This window comes from Pseudomonas sp. NPDC090201, assembly GCF_044746825.1.
GTDB classification, from domain to species: Bacteria; Pseudomonadota; Gammaproteobacteria; order Pseudomonadales; family Pseudomonadaceae; genus Aquipseudomonas; species Aquipseudomonas putida_AD.
On record NZ_JBIVCX010000012.1, the window covers coordinates 1 to 16,814 of the forward strand.

Sequence of the window (16,814 nt, forward strand, 5' to 3'; positions counted from 1 at the left end):
AATCGCGAGCAAGCTCACGCCTACAGATGTGCACCACTGTAGGAGCGCGCTTGCCCGCGACGGCGGTGGATCGGCGACGGCTGTCTGACTGACACACCACGGCCCCCTGTAGGAGTGAGCTTGCTCGCGATGGCGATCTATCTTTGATGAAGATGTCGGCTGACCCACCGCAGTCGCGGGCAAGCGCGCTCCTACAGCGTTAGCGGTGTGTCTGGGATGAACATGCCGCCTGGCAGAACGCAATCGCGAGCAAGCTCACTCCTACAGATGTGCACCACTGTAGGAGCGCGCTTGCCCGCGACGGCGGTGGGTCAGGCACTGCATCTGTGTCTGATCCACCGCTGCCGCCGGCGAGCCGTGCTGATACTAGGGTTGGCGTTAGCCCGCCACCAGCACGCGGATCGCTTCCAGGCGCAGCGCGGCTTTTTCCAGCATCGCCAGGCCTTGTTCGCGCAGGTCGCGCAGGGCGGTCAGTTCGCTGTCGCGTACGGTCGGGTTGACCGCTTGCAAGGCGGTCAGGCGCGCCAGTTCTTCGTCGGTGTCTGCGGCCAGACGACGCTGTGCCTCGGCCACGCGTTCGGCGTGCTTGGGTGCGATCTTGCTTTCGGCGGCGTTGATCTGTGGGTTGAGCACATCGCGCTGGGCCTGAATGAACTTGTTGGCGCTGGCCCGTGGCACGCTTTCGAGCTGGTCGTTCAGGGTGGTGAACGACACGCGGCTCGACAGGTCGTTGCCATTGCCATCCAGCAGGCAGCGCAGGGCTGCCGGTGGCAGGTAGCGGCCCAGTTGCAGCGAGCGCGGCGCGACCACTTCACTGACATACAGCAATTCAAGCAGCACGGTGCCGGGCTTGAGTGCCTTGTTCTTGATCAGCGCGACGGCGGTGTTGCCCATCGAACCGGACAGCACCAGATCCATGCCGCCCTGCACCATCGGGTGTTCCCAGGTGATGAACTGCATGTCCTCGCGGGACAGCGCCTGGTTGCGGTCGTAGGTGATGGTCACGCCTTCGTCGTCGCCCAGCGGGAAACTGGCGTCGAGCATCTTCTCGCTCGGCTTGAGGATCAGCGCGTTTTCCGAATGGTCTTCGCTGTCGATGCCGAAGGCGTCGAACAGGGTTTCCATGTAGATCGGCAGGGTGAATTGGTCGTCCTGCTCCAGGATCGCCTCCACCAGCGCTTCACCTTCGCCCGCGCCACCGGAGTTGAGTTCCAGCAGGCGGTCGCGACCGGTGTGCAGCTCGGTTTCCAGGCGCTCGCGCTCGGTGCGGGCTTCGGTGACCAGTGCCTGCCAGTCGTCTTCGTCGCCGCCTTCAAGCTGCGGCAGCAGACGCGGGCCGAACTGATGCTGCAGGGCGTTGCCGGTCGGGCAGGTATTGAGGAAGGCGTTCAGCGCCTCGTGATACCACTGGAACAGACGCTCTTGCGGGCTGGTTTCCAGGTACGGCACGTGCAGCTCGATGGTGTGCTTCTGGCCGATACGGTCCAGACGGCCGATGCGCTGCTCCAGCAGGTCAGGGTGCGCTGGCAGATCGAACAGCACCAGGTGATGGGCGAACTGGAAGTTGCGGCCTTCACTGCCGATTTCCGAACAGATCAGCACCTGAGCGCCGAATTCTTCGTCCGCGAAGTAGGCGGCGGCGCGGTCGCGTTCCAGGATGTTCATGCCTTCATGGAACACCGTGGCCGGAATGCCGGAGCGCACGCGCAGGGCGTCTTCCAGGTCCATCGCGGTTTCGGCGTGGGCGCAGATCACCAGCACCTTGACGCGCTTGAGCATCTTCAGCGTGTCGATCAGCCAGTCGACGCGCGGGTCGAAGCGCCACCAGCGTTCTTCTTCGCTGGTTTCGCCCTGGGCCTGGAAGCTGACTTCCGGGTACAGGTCGGCGTGATCGCCAATCGGCAATTCCAGGTATTCGGCAGGGCACGGCAGCGGGTAGGGGTGCAGGTTGCGCTCCGGGAACCCTTGCACGGCGGCGCGGGTGTTGCGGAACAGCACGCGGCCGGTGCCGTGGCGGTCGAGAAGTTCGCGGATCAGGCGGGCGCTGGCTTCGGTGTCGCCATCGGCCACGGCGGCCAGCAGCGCTTCGCCTTCGGCGCCGAGGAAACCGTGGATGGTTTCGTGGGCCTTGGGCGAAAGACGGCCTTGATCGAGCAGCTCCTGAACGGCTTCGGCCACCGGGCGATAGTTTTCGCTCTCGGCGCGGAAGGCTTTCAGGTCATGGAAACGGTTCGGGTCCAGCAGGCGCAGACGAGCGAAGTGGCTGTCCTGACCCAGTTGTTCAGGGGTGGCGGTGAGCAGCAGCACGCCTGGAATCACTTCGGCCAGTTGCTCGACCAGCGAATACTCGGGGCTGACCTTGTCTTCGTGCCAGACCAGGTGGTGGGCTTCGTCGACGACCATCAGGTCCCAGCCGGCGGCGAACAGTGCGTCCTGGGCCTTTTCGTCTTCCACCAGCCATTCCAGCGACACCAGCGCAAGCTGGGTATCTTCGAACGGGTTGGTGGCATCGCTCTCGATGAAACGCTCGGCGTCGAACAGCGCGACCTGCAGGTTGAAACGGCGGCGCATTTCCACCAGCCACTGGTGCTGCAGGTTTTCCGGAACCAGGATCAGCACGCGACTGGCGCGGCCCGAAAGCAACTGGCGATGGATCACCAGACCCGCTTCGATGGTCTTGCCCAGGCCCACTTCATCGGCCAGCAGTACGCGCGGCGCGATGCGGTCGGCGACTTCACGGGCGATGTGCAACTGGTGGGCGATAGGCTGGGCGCGAACGCCGCCCAGGCCCCACAGCGAGGATTGCAGCTGACGGCTGGTGTGTTCCAGGGTGTGGTAACGCAGGGAGAACCAGGCCAGCGGGTCGATCTGCCCGGCGAACAGACGGTCGCTCGCCAGACGGAACTGGATGAAGTTCGACAGCTGGGTTTCCGGCAGGGTGACCGGCTCGTTCTGCGCGTTCAGGCCGTGGTAGACCAGCAGGCCATCGACGTCGTCGACCTCGCGAACGGTCATCTTCCAGTTTTCGAAGTGGGTGATGGTGTCACCCGGCGAAAAGCGCACCCGCGTCAGCGGCGCATTGCGCAAAGCATACTGGCGGGTGTCGCCAGTGGCCGGATAGAGCACGGTCAACAAGCGGCCGTCCTGTGCCAGAACGGTGCCTAAACCCAGCTCGGCTTCGCTGTCGCTAATCCAGCGTTGCCCCGGTTGATACTGCTGCGCCATGCTGCCTGACTCCCGCCTTGAAAAAGCCGACTATGGTAACGGAACAAGGCGCCCAGGCCAAAGCCTTGTGCGTAACCTGTGGGGTATTACGTCCGTATTTGCTGGGCGAGGGGCTTTGCGCGCAGACTGGTCGGTGCACTTGTTGCGAAAAACATAGTCGAAACTTCCTTGCACGGCGGCTAAAGTCGACGAAACGGCAGCCGAAAGCCTGATAACAGGAGACCATTACCATGCTGCCACCGCTGATCCCCTTGAGTGCGGCACCCGTGACTGCGCAGCAGGACCCGGTCAAACCGACGCCCAGCGTGCCGCCGGTGACACCTACTCAGCCAAGCTCCAACGAATCGACCATCGACATGCGCCAGCGTGAGCCGGAAGAAGCCCAGGTGTTGCTGCGTGAAGAGCAGCGCCGCCAGCAGCGACGACGACGCGACCGCCGAACCGCCGACCGTCATCCCGAGTTGAACGCTGACGACGCCGAGCACAAACCGCATCCGGGGCCGGCGATACCCGGCGATTACCTGAACGCCGACAACACCGTGCCGGTGGTGCCGATCATCGACGACGAACCGCGCCAGGGCCTGTGGGTGGACCTCAAGGTCTGAAGCAGGATTTCCCGAGGCGGAATGTTTCAGCCTCTAGTCAGCGCCGATTCGATTGCGCATTATTGTCGTCAATAGGCAATCGAGAGCAGCACGCCATGAGCGACGACAATCTGGTGGACCTGGGCGCAGAGCGCGCCAAGCGTGTCCATGACCTCAACGACAAGCGGCTCAACGAAGTGCGCCAGGCCTTCGAGCAGGCCATGCCGTTGGCCAAGCCCCGCAAGAAACCCAAGAGCAAGCCCAAGAAGCGCTAGTCCTTCTTCCTGCCCAATCGACTCAAGCCGCCAGCCCAATGCGCGGTGGCGTTGATCTGAGTCAACACTTCCCGATACCCCTCTGGTTACTCTGCACCCATCGAACAGGGTCACAGCAGGAGGGGCGTTCATGTTTCTCGATCATGCAGTGCTGGCCGGGGTTATCACGGTCATGTTGATGCTGAGCTTTTTCGCGGCTCTGGCGCTGTTCATATGGAGAGACTCGCACACGCGCGGCAAGGACTGAGTCTCCCTCGACAAGAGCACGCAAGGCATTTGGGGCAACTTCGGTTGCCCGTTTTTTTTGCCATTCCATGCAACCGATGCGCCGGGAAAACTCTGTGGGAGCGGGCTTGCCCGCGAATGCGTCAGACCTGCGGTATCAAGAGTTACTGACCCACCGCCTTCGCGGGCAAGCCCGCTCCCACAGGACTTCTTTGATCGACGATCGTCGATTCATCCACATCATGCCGCCGGCCGTGCTGGTACTCAGCTCACGTCAATTTCAACCACATCCCCCACGGTGCGAACCGGCCAGGTGCGCAGGTGCAGGGCGGCGTCTTCAAGGCAGGTGCCGTCTTCGAGACGGTAATGCTGTTTATAGAGTGGCGAAGCAATTACCAGGTCGCCCGCCAGGCTGCCGATCAGGCCGCGGCCGATCACGTTGACCCCGGACACCGGGTCGCGGTTGTCCACGGCAAACAACCGCGGTGTGCCGCTGGTCGAAGCCACCCAAAACAACGCCACCTGGGTAGTGCCCACCAGCGCCACGACGCCGGAATTGAGGACCAGATCCTCGCGGGTGCACACGGCGCGCCAGGCGTGGGTCTGGGCGGTGTTGTTCAGCAGTGCATTGGCCTGGCTCATCGTACGGTCTCCGCAACAGGGATAAGGTTGAGTTCATTGGCCCGTGCCGGGCGGCGCTGGCTGCGTTCCTTGACGAAATGAATGTCCGGGTCGGCGCTCTTGTCGTTGACGAAGGTGCGGAAGCGCTTGAGCTTTTCCGGGCTCTTGAGCGCGTTGGCCCATTCGCATTCGTAGCGGTCGACCACCAGTTGCATCTGCTCCTCCAGTTCTGCGGCCAGGCCCAGGCTGTCGTCGATGACCACGGCCTTGAGGTAATCCAGCCCACCTTCCAGGGATTCGCGCCACACCGAGGTGCGCTGCAGCTTGTCGGCGGTGCGGATGTAGAACATCAGCACGCGGTCGATGTAGCGAATCAGCGTGGCGTCGTCCAGGTCCGTGGCGAACAGCTCGGCGTGGCGCGGACGCATGCCGCCGTTGCCGCACACATACAGGTTCCAGCCGTTCTCGGTGGCGATCACGCCGATGTCCTTGCTCTGGGCCTCGGCGCATTCGCGGGTGCAACCCGACACCGCGAACTTGAGCTTGTGTGGCGAGCGCAGGCCTTTGTAGCGATCCTCGATAGTCAGTGCCATCTGCACACTGTCCTGCACGCCATAACGACACCAGGTGCTGCCGACGCAGGATTTCACCGTGCGCGTCGATTTGCCATAGGCGTGGCCGGTCTCGAAACCGGCGGCGATCAGTTCGGCCCAGATGTCCGGCAGCTCATGCAATTGCGCACCGAACAGGTCGATGCGCTGGCCGCCGGTGATCTTGGTGTACAGATCGTATTTCTTCGCCACCGCGCCGATGGCAATCAGGCCGTCCGGGGTGATTTCCCCCGCCGGAATGCGCGGCACCACCGAGTAGGTGCCGTTCTTCTGCATGTTGGCCATGAAGGTGTCGTTGGTGTCCTGCAGCGGCACCAGCGTAGGGTCCATGATCGGCTTGTTCCAGCAGGACGCAAGGATCGACCCGACCACCGGTTTGCAGATGTCGCAACCGACATGACCCTTGCCGTGCTGCGCCAGCATCTGCTCGAAACTCTCGATGTTTTCGACGCGGGCGAAGGCGTACAGCTCCTGGCGAGTGAACGCGAAGTGCTCGCACAGGCTCTTGTCCACCGCCACGCCACGGGCGATCAGTTCGTGCTCGAACACACTCTTGAGCAAGGCCGAACAGCCGCCGCAACCGGTGGCCGCCTTGGTGCAGGCCTTGAGTCCCGCAAGGTCGGTGCAGCCGCTGTCGATGGCCGAGCAGATCGAAGCCTTGCTGACGTTGTGGCAGGAGCAGATGGTCGCCGTGGCGGGCAGCGCGTCGGCGCCCAGGGTCGGCGCGCCTTCGCTTTGCGGCAGGATCAGGCTCGACGGATCGGCTGGCAGCTTGATGCCGTTCTGCGCGTATTGCAGCAGGGTGTCGTAGTAACTGTTGTCGCCGACCAGTACCGCGCCCAGCACCTGCTTGCCATCGGCGGACACCACCAGGCGGCGGTAGGTCGAGGTGGCTTCATCGATGTAGCGATAGCTGCGCGCACCGGTCAGGGCGCCGTGGGCATCGCCGATGGAACCGACATCCACGCCGAGCAGCTTGAGTTTGGTGGACATGTCGGCGCCGAAGAAGGGTTCGGCGTCCAGGTCGCACAACTGCGCGGCGACGCTGCGGGCCATCTGGTAGCCCGGCGCGACGAGGCCGAAGATGCTGCCATTCCAGGCGGCGCACTCGCCGATGGCGAAGATGTCGGCGTCGTTGGTGCGGCAATGCTCGTCGATGGCAACGCCGCCCCGTGGCCCCAATTCCAGTTCGCACTGGCGGGCGAGTGCGTCCTGAGGACGGATGCCGGCGGAGAACACGATCAGATCGGTTTCGAGGAACTCATCCCCGGCGAAGTTCATGCGGTAGCGCAGTTCTTGGCCTGCACTGATCGACTGGGTGGCGCGTGACAGGTGCACGCCGACGCCCAAGGCTTCGATGCGCGCCTTCAGCGCAGCGCCGCCCAGATCGTCCAGTTGCACCGGCATCAGGCGCGGGGCGAACTCCACGACATGGGCTTCCAGGCCCAGGGACTTGAGGGCGTTCGCCGCTTCGAGCCCCAACAGGCCGCCGCCGACCACCACCCCTCGCTTGGCGTTGGCGGCTGCAGCGCGGATGGTGTCCAGGTCGTCCAGGGTGCGATAGACCAGGCGCGAGTGACCTTCGGCGCCTTCGATCGGCGGCACGAAGGGGTAGGAGCCGGTGGCCAGCACCAGTTTGTCGAAGCCGAATGCGCCCTTGGCGGTAATCACCTCGCGGCGGGCCCGGTCGATTTCCAGCACGGGCACGCCCAGGTGCAGGGTCAGGCCGGGTTGCTCATAGAGAGAGGCATCGCTCAGGGCCAGTGACTCGGCATCGCGGCCGCCAAAGTATTCCGACAGGTGCACGCGGTCGTAGGCGCGCTGATCTTCTTCGCCGAACACATGGATGCGATAGCGCTCAAGGGCACCGGCGGCGATCAGTTGTTCGACGCAGTGATGCCCGACCATCCCGTTACCCACGACGATCAGGGTTTCCAGATCTTTTACAGAGGCGACTGTGGTGTTCATATCGAGTCCCGGCCGAGGCCAATCAGGTTTTTTCAAAGCAAAAAAAAGGCGCCCGGAACCGTTGGGTTCCAGGCGCCTTTGCCTGTTCTTTTAGGGGTTGGCACTCGACCGCAGTGTCGGCGCAACCTGTAAGCCCGTGCCTTGAAGGCGGACGATCATCGTTGACCGACCCGGGCTGCCCGCGTTTTGAGGCGGGGCTTGGGGGGAGTGAAGCAATGGGTGTGCCAGTGCGCTGCTACGCCTGTGATTCTGCCCGCCAGGGCGTAGGAGCGCGCTTGCCCGCGATCTGCCGGGAACCGGCAATAAATCAGCCACTTCGGTTGTTTCAGGTGCACCGCGGTTGCCGGGTTTTCTGCCGCTTTGCGGCAGGTCGCGGGCAAGCGCGCTCCTACAAGAGCGGTGGTCTCGGTAGGCACGAAAAGGGTGCGATTTCCCCGGTGTCGCCCCATCGTGATGCCGACTGCGCGCCACCTCTCCGTAGCAGCACGGCTTGCCGGCGGGAGCGTCCGTGAAATGCAATAAATGGCCTGCCCTTTGCAAAGCCACCTACATGGGCAGTCAACGCCGATTGCCATTTCCACGACAAAGGCGCCGTGTGCTCCCCGTTTTCGACGAGGGGGGAACAGGGCGTCTTTTTTGTTTTCGGGAAATGGAAATATGGCCAGCAACAATGTACGAAGCGTGTGTCCTTATTGCGGTGTCGGCTGCGGCATCGTCATGCAGGTGGAAAATAACCGTGTGATCAAGGTCAGCGGCGACAAATCCCACCCCAGCAACTTCGGCCGCCTGTGCACCAAGGGCACCACGGCGGGCCAGGCCCTCGTCGAGTCCGGGCGCATGGAAGACGCCTGGCTTCGCAATGCCCGCCATCAGGAACCGGTGCGCAGCGACATGGCCGCCGCGATCCGCGAAACGGGTGTACGCCTGCGCGCGATCCTCGACCGCGATGGCCCCGATGCCCTGGCCTTTTATGTGTCCGGCCAGATGTCGCTGGAGGCCCAGTACCTGGTCAATAAACTGGCCAAGGGTTTCGTGGGCACCAACAACATCGAGTCCAACTCGCGGCTGTGCATGGCCAGCGCAGGCAGCGGCTACAAACTGTCGCTGGGCTCCGACGGCCCGCCGGGCTCCTACGACGACTTCGACAAGGCCGACCTGTTTTTCGTGATCGGCGCCAACATGGCTGACTGTCACCCGATCCTGTTCCTGCGCATGATGGACCGGGTCAAGGCCGGGGCGAAGCTGATCGTGGTCGATCCGCGCCGCAGCGCTACCGCCGACAAGGCCAGCCTGTTCCTGCAGATCAGACCCGGCACCGACCTGGCACTGCTCAACGGCCTGCTGCACCTGTTGCTGGAGAACGGCGACGTCGATGCCCGGTTCATCGCTTCATACACCCAGGGCTGGGAAGCCATGCCAGGTTTTCTCGCCGACTACACCCCTGACAAAGTGTCGCTCATCACGGGCCTCACAGAAGCCGACATTCGCAAGGCCGCCGAGATGATCGGTCGGGCACCGGAGTGGATGAGCTGCTGGACGATGGGCCTGAACCAGAGCACCCACGGCACCTGGAACACCAACGCGCTGTGCAACCTGCACTTGGCCACCGGCGCGATCTGCCGCCCCGGCAGCGGGCCGTTTTCCCTCACTGGGCAACCCAACGCCATGGGCGGACGCGAGATGGGCTACATGGGGCCGGGGCTGCCCGGGCAGCGCTCGGTGCTGGTCGAGGACGAGCGCCAGTTCATCGAAGACCTGTGGGCGATTCCACGGGGCAGCCTGGGCCAGCAGCTCGGCGGCGGCACCATCGACATGTTCCAGCAGATGCGCGACGGCACGATCAAAGCCTGCTGGATCATCTGCACCAACCCGGTGGCCAGCGTTGCCAATCGCACCACAGTGATCGAAGCGTTGCAGGCCGCTGAGCTGGTGATCACCCAGGATGCGTTTCTGGACACTGAAACCAATCGCTACGCCGACATCCTCCTGCCTGGTGCGCTGTGGGCCGAGGCCGAAGGGGTGATGATCAACTCCGAGCGCAACCTGAACCTCACCCAGAAAGCCGTTGACGCACCGGGCCAGGCTTTGCCGGACTGGCAGATCATCGCTCTCGTCGCCTGTGAAATGGGCTTCGGCGAGGCCTTCGGTTACACCAGCGCCGAAGAAGTGTTCGAGGAAATCAAACAGGCCTGCAACCCGAAAACCGGCTACGACATTCGCGGCGCCAGTTACGCGCGGCTACGCGAGCAACCGCTGCAATGGCCCTGCGCACCGGGCGACGAAAACACCCGCAACCCGATCCGCTACCTGAAAGACGCCGCGATCCGCTTCCCCACCGAGAGCGGCAAGGCCATGTTCCTGCCGCGCCCGCACATGCCGCCGGCGGAAATGCCCAACGATGATTTCCCCATGGTGCTCAACACCGGCCGGGTCCAGCACCAGTGGCACACCCTGACCAGGACCGGAAAAATTCCCACCCTGAACAAGCTCAACCCCGGCCCCTTCGTCGAAATCCATCCCGACGATGCGCAGGTCTTGGGCATCAGGGACAAGGACGCGGTCCAGATCCGCTCCACCCGAGGGCAGGCGATACTGCCTGCGGTGGTCACGGATCGCGTTCGCCCCGGCAACTGTTTTGCGCCGTTCCACTGGAACGATCGGTATGGCGAGCACCTGGCGATCAACGCGGTGACCAGCGACGCCATCGACCCGATTTCCCGCCAGCCCGAATTCAAGTTCTGTGCGGTGGCCCTGAAGAAGGTCGAGTTGATCGGCCACCGTTTCCTCGACCTGCCTGACACGGCTGACGAGCCAGTGGATGCCTGCGAAGGCGAGCCGCTGCTGACCCTGCTGTGGGCTTCGCAGACCGGCAATGCGGAAACTCTGGCCAAGCGTTATGGCAGCCATCTGCGCACCGCTGGCGTGGCCGTGCAGGTAGCGGCCATGGACAGTTTTCCGCCGGCGCGATTGAGCCAGGTGGAGAACCTCGCGCTCATCAGCAGCACCTTTGGCGACGGTGATTCGCCCGACAACGGCCAGGGTTTTTGGCAGTCACTGAGTGCGCAGCAGGAGCGTCTGGAGTCGTTGCGTTATGCGGTCCTGGCACTGGGGGATCCCAGTTATGAAACCTTCTGCCAGCACGGCAGGAACCTTGATCAACGCTTGCTCACGCTGGGTGCATCGCCGCTGATTGAAAGGGTCGATTGCGACGGGGATTTTCAGGCCCACGCCGATGGCTGGTTCAAGGCATTGCAGCAGGCGTTGGCGCTGGACATCCCTGATGTGATTCCCGACAGCCCGGTCAGCGACCAGCCGACCCGCGGTCGACCGCACCGCTCGCGCCTTGTGATCAACCGACGTTTGAACGGCGAGGGTGCCGCCAAGGACACCCGGCAGTTCGCCCTGACCCTGGGTGACTCGGGCATGACATATCAAGCGGGCGATGCGCTGGGTGTGTGGCCGCAGAACTGCCCGGCGCTGGTGGATGAAGTGCTTGAACTCACCGGGCTCAAGGGCGAACAGCCGGTGAGTGTCGACAGAGTGGGCGAGGTTTCGCTGCGTCAGGCATTGACCGAGCACTACGAAATCGCCCGCCCCAGTGGCGAATCCCTCGACTTCATCGCCCGGCACGGCAGGCATCCGCAATTGCAGAACCTGCTGGGCGAGTCGCTCAAGGGCGAGTTGAAAAGCTGGTTGTGGGGGCGGCAACTGGCGGACGTGCTGCGTGAATTCCCGCTGCATTGCGCAGGGCAGGAACTGCTCGAAAGCCTGCGACCTTTGCAGCCGCGCCTTTATTCCATTGCCTCAAGCGCCATGGCCCATCCCGATCAAGTGCACCTGACCGTCTCGGCCGTCCGCTATGGCAAGCGAAAGGGCGTGTCTTCGACCTTCCTCGCGGACCGTGCAGAGCATTGCGAGGTGCCGATCTTCCTTCAGCCCAGCCGCCATTTTCGGGTACCCGCAGATGGAGATGTACCGATCATCATGATCGGCCCAGGCACCGGCGTGGCGCCGTTTCGGGCATTCCTGCAAGAGCGTCAGGCGCGGGGTGACCAAGGCAAGAACTGGCTGTTCTTTGGTGAGCAACATGTGGCCACGGATTTCTACTACCGCGATGAATTGCAGGGCATGCACAAGAGCGGCCTGCTGACCCACCTGAGCCTGGCATTCTCCCGGGATCAGGCCGAGAAGATCTACGTCCAGCAGCGCATCCGCGAACAGGGGGCGCAGTTGTGGAGGTGGCTGCAAGAGGGGGCGCAGATCTATATCTGCGGCGACGCCACCCACATGGCCAGGGACGTGGACCTGGCGCTGCGCGAAGCCATCGCCACCCATGGCGGCCTGAGCGAGGAATGCGCCGCCGAGCACTTGCGCTACCTGGCGGAGCAGAAGCGCTATCTGCGCGATGTTTATTGAGAGAGGAGGTCAGGCTGAACCGAAACTGAACAGTTTTATCGATCCAACAACAATTCCTTTGCTCTCCTGAACTTATCTGCCTTTTCTCCCTCTCATGCCGGTAGCCATTGATCGCGGCGGCCTGATAAGCTCGCGGCTTTACTCGTTTGCCCTATTGGCGCATGAACAAGGAAACAGGATGAAACAGCATCGGTTAGCAGCGGCGATTGCCCTGGTCGGTCTGGTACTCGCGGGCTGCGACAAGCAAGCCAGCACCGTTGAGCTGAAAACCCCGGCACAGAAAGCCTCTTATGGCATCGGCCTGAACATGGGCAAGAGCCTGGCTCAGGAAGGCATGGACGATCTGGATTCCAAAGCCGTAGCGCTGGGTATCGAAGACGCCGTCGGCAAGAAAGAGCAGAAGCTCAAGGACGAAGAGCTGGTTGCAGCCTTCGGCGAGCTGCAAAAACGCGCTGAAGAGCGCATGGCCAAGATGAGCGAAGAGTCGGCCGCAGCCGGCAAGAAATTCCTCGAAGAGAACGGCAAGCGCAAGGAAGTCACCACTACCGCTTCCGGCCTGCAATACGAAGTCATCAAGAAAGCCGACGGTCCTGTACCCAAGCCGACTGACGTCGTGACCGTTCACTACGAAGGCAAACTGACTGACGGCAAGGTGTTCGACAGTTCCGTCGAGCGCGGCAGCCCGATCGATCTGCCGGTCAGCGGTGTGATCCCGGGTTGGGTCGAAGGCCTGCAACTGATGCACGTCGGCGAGAAGATCAAGCTGTACATCCCGAGCGAGCTGGCTTACGGCGCGCAAAGCCCGAGCCCGACCATCCCGGCCAACTCGGTGCTGGTGTTCGACCTGGAACTGCTGGGCATCAAGGACCCTGCAGCCGCAGGCGCCAATGACGCCGCCGCCCAGGGCGACGAAGAGGAAGAAGCAGCGCCGGCGGCAGAACCTGCCAAGCCCGCTGCCAAGAAGTGATCGATAGATCGATTGCCGCTTGAATGAAAATGCCCCGTCTCGACGGGGCATTTTCATTTCTGCGGGCAAACCTTTCGAACGCAGAGAGGCCCGGGCAGTCTCAATACGGGTGAATGTCCCGGCAAATGTCGGCTTTAGAGATCGCTTTCCCGGGCTGGGGCGCATGGCCACTAGCGGCGATGGAACCCTGAGTCAACGGTTTTCTTGCGTTTTTGCATATGGGTAAAAAACGCGCGATTTAACCCGGGGCCCTGTAAAACGGGCGTTTCAGCCCCGCAAGGTGGCTCTGTTCACAAGGTTATCCACAATTAATGTGGATAACCTTGGGTGCGTGACCCTCAGGCCCGAGAGGGTGCGTTCATCAACGTCTGATGGTTGACCGTGTGGTCGATTTTTATCGATATCACTGGAGTGAATATGAAAGCACCCTGGAACTTCATTCGTTATCTGCCCATGGCCAAGCGCCTGATGGCGGCGGGGCGTCTGCCTGCGTTGCTGTTCGCCGTGGCGGGCAAGGCTGCCAGTGAAGGCAACCGGCTGGGCAAGCTCAAGGACGACCTGAAGCTGCTTCAGGCGTTGTGCCTGGCGTACTGGCGCGGTGAGTATCGGGCCATCAGTGGCAAGGCGATCCTGTCGGTGGTGGCAGGGCTGATGTATTTCCTGAGCCCGCTGGACGCCATTCCGGACTGGATTCCGGGGCTGGGCATGCTCGATGACATCGCCGTGCTGGCTTTCGTGATGAAGAACCTTGAAGCCGAACTCAGCGCCTTCCGGGCGTGGCGCGAGCGGCAGAATCCCGAGAAGCTGAGGGTGGTCGAGCGGTTGCCGGCCACGCCCAGGCTGCTGGAGCAAGAGAAGAAGGATTGAGCCCGCGACCACTGACCCCGTAGCAGTCCGGCTTGCCGGCGACCGCGATGTGTCAGACGCCATTTGTAGGAGCGCGCTTGCCCGCGACCGCGGTATGTCAGACATCAGTCGTTCCACAGGCACACCGCATCGCGGGCAAGCGCGCTCCTACGGTTCGTGAGTGTATTTGGGTCCAAAAACGTCGCTCCTGAGAAAACTCTGTCGATACTTTGCACGCAAGTCCTGCCCATCCGCTGGTAAGATGCTGCGATACAAAGAAAAAGATTACTTGTACAAGTTTTTTTTCCTACAGGGGGTGGTATGGATCTTCAGGTCATTTCTCGCGATGGAGAGCCAGAATACGCAGTGCTGCCATGGGCGCAGTATCAGGCCCTGTTAAAGGCGGCCGGTGTTTCCAGCCCGCAGAAAACGGCGTCCATTACTCAATCTGCCGGCGCGCAAACCCCTTCTCCAGACGCGCTGCCATCGCTGGGCGAACTGGCTGCGCTGCGTCAGGCCAAGGGGCTTGAGCTGGCACAACTGGCCCGCTCGGTCGGCATCAGCCCGTCCTATCTGGAACTGATCGAAAACGGCAGCCGCGAGCCTGATGCCGCGATCCGACGAAGCCTGGCGTGGGAATTGGGTGTGCCCGGCTGGCGAGGTGCGCCATGAGCGTGCGGATCAGCCGTCAGCACTGGGAAGCGCTTCTGGCTGAACTGGATCTTGCTCGCAGGCAGCGTCACCTGGTCACCTACCGTGCGCTCCTGGAGCGCCTGCAATTGCCCACCCCCGCCATGCAGACCCTGACCGCGGCCCTTGAACACCTGGCCGCCATCGACGCCCGCGCCGAGCAGCCATTGCGCAGTTCGCTGGTCATCAGTCAGGGCGCCAGCCGCTTGCCCCGCACCGGCTTCTTCGAATGCGCCGAACGCCTGGGTCGCTTCACCGGCCCCTCCGACGGCGTCGCCGCCGCGTCTTGGCATGCGGCGGAAGTGGTGAGGGTGTTTGAATATGAGTACCCCGAAGAGGCGAAGCCGGAGTAAGCAGCGCGGCCCTGCACCTGTAGGAGCGCGCTTGGTCTGGGCCGCATCCGGACGACTGCGGTGTGTCTGTGCCGAATATATGAACTGACCCACTGCCGTCGCGGGCAAGCGCGCTCCTACACGATTGAGAGGGTATCGATCACATGCACGCTCGCCCCGACGACGTCCTTGGCATAGTGCTTGGCCTGGGACGCAAGTTCGGCCAGTTGGCTGGCGTCCAGGGTGGAGCAGGCCTGCGGGTGCAGGTGCACCACGCCCACCGAGAGTGACAGCAACGGGAATTCCTGGCGCTGGCCCTGACGATTCAGTGCCACGAAGCATCCGGCCTCAAGGTGTTCGGCGCGGTAGAAGCGCCGGCACTGGTTCTGGAAGTCTTCGAGCAACGAGTTCAAACGTTTGCGCCAGTCTTCAGAGCCCAACACCATCAGGAAATCATCGCCGCCAATGTGGCCGACGAAGTCGCGGCTGGGGTCGATGCGATCGTTCAGGCACTGCGCCAGGCACAGCAACACCTCGTCGCCCCGGCCGTAGCCATAGATGTCGTTGAAGGGCTTGAAGCTGTCGATATCCACATAGCAGATCATCGACTCGCGGCCCTGTTGCAGCAGCCGGGTCAGGCACTGCTGGATCGGCACGTTACCCGGCAGCAGGGTCAGCGGGTTGGCGTAACGCGCCTGTTGGATCTTGACCTCGGTAATCAGCTTGAGCACGTCGATCACCCGACCAAGGCCCAGGTAGACACCGTTCTGCATGATGATGAAATCTTCCTCGATCCGCTGCCGCGCGCGGCTGGTGATCAGGCGGCTGACCTGTTGCAGCGACTGGCTCAGTTCGACCGCCAGGAAGTCATCGCTCATCAGGCGGCTGATCGGCTTGCGGCCGTAGATTTCCGTGGCAAAGGGCTGCAGCAGAGCGTCCGACAGCGAGTGACGATGGACGATGCCGATGGGGCGCTGTTTGTCGTCCAGCACCGCCAGCGAGTTGAGGTTGGCTTGTTTGCGAAAGGCTTCCAGAACGGCGGCGGTGGGGGTGGTCTGCACCACGGCGGGCAAGGTGTTGAGCAGAGCGCTCAGGTCGCTGCCTTCATCGAACAGGGCCACGGCATTGGGGTCGATCTTGGGCAGCAGCGTGCGGGCATCGCGAGGTGGATGCTCCTGGGGGCGACACAGTAGATAGCCCTGGACCAGATCGACGCCCATGTCGATGAGAACGGCCAGTTCTTCGGCAAGCTCGATGCCTTCGGCGATCACCAGCGCGCGGGAGGCCTTGGCCATCTGCAGGATGGAGCCGACGAACTCGCGCTTGACCGCGTCCTGATGGATGCCGTCGATGAAATGCCGGTCGATCTTCACGTAGTCCGGACGCAACTCAGACCACAGGCGCAGGCTGGAATAGCCGGCGCCCAGGTCGTCCAGGGCAATGGAAAAACCCATGTCGCGGTAGTGATAGAGCGCGTTGTACAGCAGCTCGAAATCGTCGGTGGGGGTCTGCTCGGTCAGCTCGATCACCACCTGGCTGGGCGGGATGCCGTAGCGCTGGAGCAATTGCAGGGTCTGGCCCGGCGGGTGCGAGGGTTCCAGCAGCGATTCGGGCGAGATGTTGAGGAACAGTTTGCCATCGAGTTTCTGCTCGCTGAAGCGTCGGCAGGCCGATTCGCGACACAGCATCTCCAGCTCGCTGAGCCTGCCGGCCTGACGCGCCACGGCGAACAGGCTGACGGGGGAGTGCAGTGCGCTGTTGGACGGGCCGCGGGTCAGGGCTTCGTAACCCAGGATGCGACGGTCCGACAGCGACACGATCGGCTGGAACAGGCTGGACAGGTCGCGGTGAGTCAGGATCGCACTCAAAGCGCTCAGCTGTTCGGTCACGGTCATGGCAATCTCGAGGCAAGAAAAAAGGGCTCGACGCCAAAGCATCGAGCCCCGTATTTCACGACAGATTCATGACTATTTGATGACGATTTGCCATCACTCGTCGTCTTTCATCAACCCCCGTAGCAGAACGGCTTGCCGGCGGGGGCGGTCTTGAAGACG

General features: G+C 62.7%; 11 protein-coding genes and 2 pseudogenes. 9 read left to right on the top strand and 4 right to left on the bottom strand.

What is annotated here, in order from left to right; all coding sequences use genetic code 11:
* Positions 1–378: 378 nt before the first annotated feature.
* The gene (gene rapA / locus ACIPOO_RS22790) at positions 379–3,225 is read right to left on the bottom strand and encodes an RNA polymerase-associated protein RapA (RefSeq protein ID WP_400609999.1); all 2,847 of its coding nucleotides are present in this window, start codon (positions 3,223–3,225) and stop codon (positions 379–381) included.
* Positions 3,226–3,455: 230 nt separating this feature from the next.
* On the opposite strand from rapA, the gene ACIPOO_RS22795 reads away from it, so the two are divergent.
* From ACIPOO_RS22795 to ccoM, 3 genes are all read left to right on the top strand, one after another.
* Positions 3,456–3,830: an aspartate-semialdehyde dehydrogenase gene (locus ACIPOO_RS22795; protein WP_274136508.1), complete on the top strand. Its 375-nt coding sequence runs from the start codon at positions 3,456–3,458 to the stop codon at positions 3,828–3,830.
* A gap of 95 nt (positions 3,831–3,925) precedes the next feature.
* A complete protein-coding gene (locus ACIPOO_RS22800) occupies positions 3,926–4,084 on the top strand; it encodes a hypothetical protein (RefSeq protein ID WP_274136507.1) in 159 nt (52 codons plus the stop codon).
* 130 nt (positions 4,085–4,214) lie between these two features.
* Positions 4,215–4,331, top strand: coding sequence for a cytochrome c oxidase subunit CcoM (ccoM, locus tag ACIPOO_RS22805; RefSeq protein ID WP_400610002.1), 117 nt, complete (start codon positions 4,215–4,217; stop codon positions 4,329–4,331).
* A 242-nt stretch (positions 4,332–4,573) separates the two neighbouring features.
* Here ccoM and nirD read toward each other — a convergent pair whose 3' ends face one another.
* On the bottom strand, positions 4,574–4,951 hold the full coding sequence (gene nirD / locus ACIPOO_RS22810; RefSeq protein WP_400610004.1) for a nitrite reductase small subunit NirD: 378 nt from the start codon (positions 4,949–4,951) through the stop codon (positions 4,574–4,576).
* Positions 4,948–7,509 (bottom strand): nitrite reductase large subunit NirB, encoded by a 2,562-nt coding sequence (gene nirB, locus ACIPOO_RS22815; RefSeq protein WP_400610006.1) that lies wholly within the window; start codon positions 7,507–7,509, stop codon positions 4,948–4,950. Before nirB ends, nirD begins: the two co-directional genes overlap by 4 nt.
* A 657-nt stretch (positions 7,510–8,166) precedes the next feature.
* On the opposite strand from nirB, the gene ACIPOO_RS22820 reads away from it, so the two are divergent.
* The 6 genes and pseudogenes from ACIPOO_RS22820 to ACIPOO_RS22845 all read left to right on the top strand — a co-directional run bounded on the left by ACIPOO_RS22820 (position 8,167) and on the right by ACIPOO_RS22845 (position 14,781).
* Positions 8,167–11,925: a molybdopterin-dependent oxidoreductase gene (locus ACIPOO_RS22820; protein ID WP_400610008.1), complete on the top strand. Its 3,759-nt coding sequence runs from the start codon at positions 8,167–8,169 to the stop codon at positions 11,923–11,925.
* A gap of 178 nt (positions 11,926–12,103) precedes the next feature.
* Complete coding sequence (locus tag ACIPOO_RS22825) at positions 12,104–12,892, top strand: FKBP-type peptidyl-prolyl cis-trans isomerase (RefSeq protein ID WP_274136503.1); 789 nt, start codon at positions 12,104–12,106, stop codon at positions 12,890–12,892.
* 417 nt (positions 12,893–13,309) lie between these two features.
* Positions 13,310–13,759 (top strand): YkvA family protein, encoded by a 450-nt coding sequence (locus ACIPOO_RS22830; protein WP_400610010.1) that lies wholly within the window; start codon positions 13,310–13,312, stop codon positions 13,757–13,759.
* A 300-nt stretch (positions 13,760–14,059) separates the two neighbouring features.
* A pseudogene (locus tag ACIPOO_RS22835) lies at positions 14,060–14,156 on the top strand (transcriptional regulator); the annotation flags it as partial.
* An 80-nt stretch (positions 14,157–14,236) separates the two neighbouring features.
* Positions 14,237–14,410, top strand: a pseudogene (locus tag ACIPOO_RS22840) (helix-turn-helix domain-containing protein); the annotation flags it as partial.
* A complete protein-coding gene (locus tag ACIPOO_RS22845) occupies positions 14,407–14,781 on the top strand; it encodes a hypothetical protein (RefSeq protein ID WP_400610012.1) in 375 nt (124 codons plus the stop codon). The pseudogene ACIPOO_RS22840 and the gene ACIPOO_RS22845, both read left to right, overlap by 4 nt.
* Before the next feature lie 116 nt (positions 14,782–14,897).
* On the opposite strand, the gene ACIPOO_RS22850 is transcribed toward ACIPOO_RS22845, so the two are convergent.
* Positions 14,898–16,655 carry a bifunctional diguanylate cyclase/phosphodiesterase gene (locus tag ACIPOO_RS22850; protein ID WP_400610014.1) on the bottom strand — a complete coding sequence of 586 codons (1,758 nt, stop codon included), beginning with the start codon at positions 16,653–16,655 and terminating at the stop codon, positions 14,898–14,900.
* Positions 16,656–16,814 lie beyond the last annotated feature (159 nt).